4 protein-coding genes are annotated in these 5,284 nt (G+C 33.2%); 1 reads left to right on the top strand and 3 read right to left on the bottom strand.

Annotation, left to right across the window (positions count from 1 at the left end; genetic code table 11):
* The first annotated feature begins 224 nt into the window (after positions 1-224).
* Positions 225-503, top strand: a complete 279-nt coding sequence (locus GXX20_07785) for a 30S ribosomal protein S20 (GenBank protein ID HHW31555.1) — start codon at positions 225-227, stop codon at positions 501-503.
* Between the two features lie 42 nt (positions 504-545).
* Here the strand turns inward: GXX20_07785 and holA are convergent, their stop codons facing one another.
* The 3 genes from holA to GXX20_07770 all read right to left on the bottom strand — a co-directional run bounded on the left by holA (position 546) and on the right by GXX20_07770 (position 5,044).
* Positions 546-1,550 carry a DNA polymerase III subunit delta gene (holA, locus tag GXX20_07780; protein HHW31554.1) on the bottom strand — a complete coding sequence of 335 codons (1,005 nt, stop codon included), beginning with the start codon at positions 1,548-1,550 and terminating at the stop codon, positions 546-548.
* Positions 1,551-1,577: 27 nt separating this feature from the next.
* Positions 1,578-3,926, bottom strand: a complete 2,349-nt coding sequence (locus GXX20_07775; protein HHW31553.1) for a DNA internalization-related competence protein ComEC/Rec2 — start codon at positions 3,924-3,926, stop codon at positions 1,578-1,580.
* Between the two features lie 197 nt (positions 3,927-4,123).
* A complete protein-coding gene (locus GXX20_07770; protein ID HHW31552.1) occupies positions 4,124-5,044 on the bottom strand; it encodes an SH3 domain-containing protein in 921 nt (306 codons plus the stop codon).
* Between the last annotated feature and the right edge of the window lie 240 nt (positions 5,045-5,284).

Raw genomic sequence — 5,284 nt, 5'->3', positions numbered from 1 at the left:
GGATGAGGGTGGATGAACTAAAAAGATGTTTGCAAAATTAATTTCCACTTTTCTTTTTTTCCTGATTTGCAAAACTTATTTCCACTACCTATGAATTTGGGGTGGAAATAACTTTTTCAATTAAGATTTGCAATGTTGCGGCTTAAAAAGCCAAAATCACTCTTGCGTTTTGTTTTTTTTCGTGATAAAATGAACGATGTTGAAAACAACGGGAGGTGAATGATTTGCCAAACATTAAGTCTTCTATAAAACGTGTAAAAATTGCAAGAAAAAAGAATTTGAGAAATACTGCCGCTAAATCGGCTTTGAGAACTTCTATAAAAAAGTGTAAAGAAGCAATAGCTAATAACAGTGATTCTGTAGAAGAAATTTTAAGACAAACAATAAGCGATATTGATAAAGCAGTTACAAAAAACATATTACACAAAAATAATGCTGCAAGAAAAAAATCAAGACTTATGAAAGCTTTTAAAGCTATAAAGGCAGCTTCAGCTGCAAATTAATAAAACGTACGAAGGTACGTTTTTTTGTCTTTATTTTTATCTTTATTTGCAGAACTCCGCAATCAAAAGTTCAACTGCTATTCTATCATTAATCTTTCCGGTTTTTATATCTCCATCCAATTCATATGTTCTTTCCAAAGCTTTCTTAAGTGTATCTGTTGAGAGCCTTTTTGCCTGATTGGCTATCTTCCCTGCTATAAAAGGATGAATTTTTAATTTTGAAGCAACCGTTTTAATGTTTACCTTATCATTCAACATCAGCTTCATTTCAAGAATCAATCTGAATTGTCTTGCTATCATAAATATAATTTTAGGAATAGGTTCTTTTAGCAGCACCATATCATTTAGAAGTTTTAATGCCCGCGTTGAATTTTTTTCTGATATTGCATCAGTCAGGTCAAATATTTTGCTTTTAATTGATTTTGTACAAACCTGTTCCAGGTCATTTGCATTGGCAACCTTTCTATCTCCCATATATAATATGATTTTATTGATTTCATTAAGAATATCGGTCATAGCCGGCTCACAGTAATTAACCAGCTGGGCTGCCAGTTCTTCGGATATTTTTTTATTATATGTATTGAAAACTTTGATAACCCATTTTACCAATTCAGTAGAATTCTGATATTCAAACTCTACTATTAGTCCGTTGTTCTTTACTGCATTCACTATTTTTAGCCGTTTATCGATTTCTTCCTCATAGAAGACCAGGCATGTAAACGTGGGTATCTTCTTAAAAAAATCCATGTCAGAATCTTTACCAGATGCTGCTTCCTTACTGCCGGTCTTAAAGAGTCCTGTATTCTTTGCTAAAACTAATTTTCTTTCTGAGAATAAAGGCACTGTTTCACAAACATCAGCCAACCTGGATAAACTTACTTTCCCTTCAAGAACTACTTTATTCATTTCTCTGAACTGCTCATTTATAATGATTTTTTCTATTGCATTTAGATAGTATTTTTTTAAAAATTCTTCCTGCCCGTAAAATAAATAAAGATTTCTAATTTCTTTATTCTTTATGTCTTGTTTTAGTATTTGCATACTCATTATTATTATCACCTTCAAACAAGTTTATCAAGTAATCATTCTCTTAATTTTAATTCTTTTCCCGTTTGATTTAACGGTAACAGCTCCATGAATATCTGTACGAAAGGTCATTATTCCAAAATCATTTAGTCTCTTTATTACTTCCGCTGACGGATGTCCAAAATTATTTCTGCCTACACTGATAATAGCTGCTGCAGGTTTCACTTTTTCCAGAAAGGCCGGTGTTGTAGATGTTGAAGACCCGTGATGAGGCACTTTCAACACTTCACTTTCCAGGTCAAAGCCGGTCTTTAGTATATCTGCCTCTGCTTCCTTTTCAATATCCCCTGTAAATAAAAAGTCAATATCCAGGTGACTTAATTTTAACACCAAAGAGGAATTATTTAAAGATACTGTTAAAGGGTTAAATTCTCCGGAGGGATTCAACACTTCTATTTTGGAATTGTTATCAAGTCTTATTACATCGCCCCTGGAGCATTTTTTAACATAGATATTTCTTTCCCTGCAAATATCAAGCAGATCCTTAAATTCATCCAGACTGCTCACATCAGGAATTATAAAAGCTTCAACTTTAAAACTTTCAAGAACAGGTTTTAATCCTTGTACATGATCTTCATGACCATGAGTTGCTATAACCATATCAAGTTTTCCTATACCATTACTCAATAAAAAAGGAACAATAATACTATCTCCTATGTTTTTATCTTCATCCGTATTATAATATCCTCCCCCGTCAATAAGCACAGCCATTCCCCCTTCAGTTGTAACAAGAGCAGAATCCCCGTTTCCCACATCAAGAAAAACAACCTCCATACCCCTTTTTGCGGGCATGAGCAGCATAAAAAGCAAAAGAACAGACACAATAGAAGTCAGGCTATAACTCTTCCAGGTTTTGAAATTATCAAGAGGTTTATAATAGAAAAAAAGCCATATTAATGCATAATATAGTATAATTACTAAAATACCCGGATTCAGTATCGTAACAGTTGAATAAGGCAAATCAGCACAAATTTCGGTTATTTTTAAAATTAAGGAAAGAAATATATTATTTATGTAGCCAATTAATTTCGATAATCCAACACTAAACTGACCAGCTATTATCATAATATAACCTAAAACAGAGGTAATCTGAATCAATGGTGTAACCAGAAGATTTGATAATATTGAAATAACGGATATTTTATTAAAATAATATGCCGTAATAGGTAAAACTCCAATTTGGGCAGAAATTATCATTGATAATGGATTTATAATCATATTAGGTATATACTTGCATTCAAGAATATCCCTAATATTCTTATTAAGCATTACAAGTGAAATTGTAGCAATAAAAGAAAGCTGAAAGCCTACATTAAATAATGTAAATGGATTATATATTAAAAGGATGATAGCTGCTATGGATATGCTGGTATATATATCATATTCTCTTAATGCTATCTGGCATATTAGTACTATGGATGCCATGATAACAGCTCTTGAAACTGATGGCTGAAACCCGGTAACCGACAAAAAAACAATAAGTATTCCTATCATAATAATATTAGATATTTTTCTTCCCAAATTCAATCTCTTAAAAATAAACATAACGGGTATAATAAGAAACGTAACCTGAGCACCTGATACCGCCATTATATGTATTAATCCTGAATCATTGAACGCTTCCTGGATTTCTTTTGAAAGTCCGCTTCTGTATCCAATTAACATGCCATTTAAAAGCCCCGCCTGTTCAATTGGAAGGCTTTGTTCAATTATCTTTATTATCCTGTTCCTGATACTGTTTCCCAGTTGTATGATATAATTCTTCTTTTTACCAGAGACAGCCAGTATATTTTTACTTCGTACAAACATAGTTGCTGAAATTCCGGACTGCATCAAATATCTCTTGTAATCAAAACCACCCGGATTCCTTCTGTTTTTTGGCAGAGTTATTTCACCTGCTACTTCAATTGCCTGGCCATATTCATAAATAGGTGTATTATCCTCTCCTAAAACTGTAAGTAATATTTTGCCCTTTACCCTATTAACAACATTCTCTAATATAACTTCATTGGTTTTTATTGTATATATTACCCGAATATCTTTTATCTCAGGTTCCTGGATTATGAAACCTCTTACTATAACTTTTTCGCCTGCAAATCTTTCATACTTGCCTTCATTTATCAATTTAAAACAGTAATATTCAAAAGATCCGAAAGAATAAACAGCAACAATAACAAGCAATAAAACTACATTTATTTTCAATTTTTGAGTCATGTATAAGGCGGCAGAAAACAGAGTTATAATTAACATAATGGTAATTAAATAAGAGTCAATAGTATGAGCGGTTATTATTCCACCAACCAAAGATATCGCTGCCAGTAATAAAGGGCGCTTCATTTTGCCTCCGTTTAACAAAAAGTCAACATTATTTTTCATAATTATACATTATTTGTTAATTAATGTTAATATTGGCAGTGAATATTTTTGGTGAGAATTTTGAAATATTATAAAAAAAACGTACAAAAAACCTGTACAATTGATGTACAGGTACTTTCTTATGAAGCCATATTAATATTTGTGAAATCCTCAGAAATCTAATCTGATATATATCTTCTTGCACCCATGTATGTTTTAGAATAATAACCTGAGGTTAAATCGCTTATAGTTACCTGACGCACTCCGCTGGCAGAAGAAGCGTGTATGAAATTGCCTCCCCCTATGTATATACCAACATGCTCGATTGAGTTCATACCTCCGTTGGTATCGAAGAAGACAAGATCTCCTATCCTTAGATTGGCCTTGTCAACCTTTGTTCCATGTTTTGCCTGGTTTGCGGCAACACGTTCCAAATTAATGCCGAAATTCTTAAAAACATATTGTACAAATCCCGAACAATCAAACCCTTTCGGAGATGATCCTCCATAGACGTATTTTACACCCAAATACTGCTTGGCATATTGAACAATCTTCTCTCCCAGGGAACTATGTCCGCCAGAATTATTATCTCTTACATCTTGTCCACCTCTTGAAGTCTCGGTACCTTCTCTGAAAGATATGTACTGGCCGTAAACCCATCCATAGGTGCCGTCCTCAAGCATAATTTTATACCAGTCGCCTTGTTTATCATACACCTCAAATCTTGCTCCGCTGCTCCGCATTGTAATGACTTTGGATGACAAGCTTCCCTCAGTTCTAATATTTACGTAATCTGCATTTATAGTCCCAATTCCTATTGGTTCAACCTTCACTGTAATATAATCACTATGTACCCAACCTATATCATCATTATATTTTATCTTATACCATTCTTCTGAACTTTCTAATATCTGAAGTCTCTCACCGTGTGTTACCTGCCGGAGGATTTTATTTTCTGTGCCGGGTAATTCACGTATATTTAAAACATCACATGTAACAATGCCCACTTTGTTTTCTTCTGCACTGGATACAAGACAAAATGAAAAGATAAGTATAAGAACAAGTGGAATAGATAAGATTATCTTTTTTATCATTTGCATGTTAATCCTCCAAACTGGATCTTAATCAAGCCTTTTTTCTAAAATACTTACCATCCAAACTTATTACCATTATATATTTTCAATTTAAGCTTGTCAAATTTTTCATTCACTCAGTTTGTGTCAAGTACTAGTGGGCAAATTTTTCATTTTTCCTTGTAGTAAGAATATGCCAGTACTTTTTTACTTGGTTTGATCTTACTTACCGCATTTATTCCACGGTTCCCTTGACAACGAGCCTCT

The sequence above is a fragment of the Clostridiaceae bacterium genome, assembly GCA_012840395.1.
In the GTDB taxonomy this organism is placed as follows: domain Bacteria; phylum Bacillota; class Clostridia; order Acetivibrionales; family DULL01; genus DULL01.
Note: the sequence above shows the minus strand (reverse complement) of the source record. Positions and strands in the feature narration are given on the sequence as shown.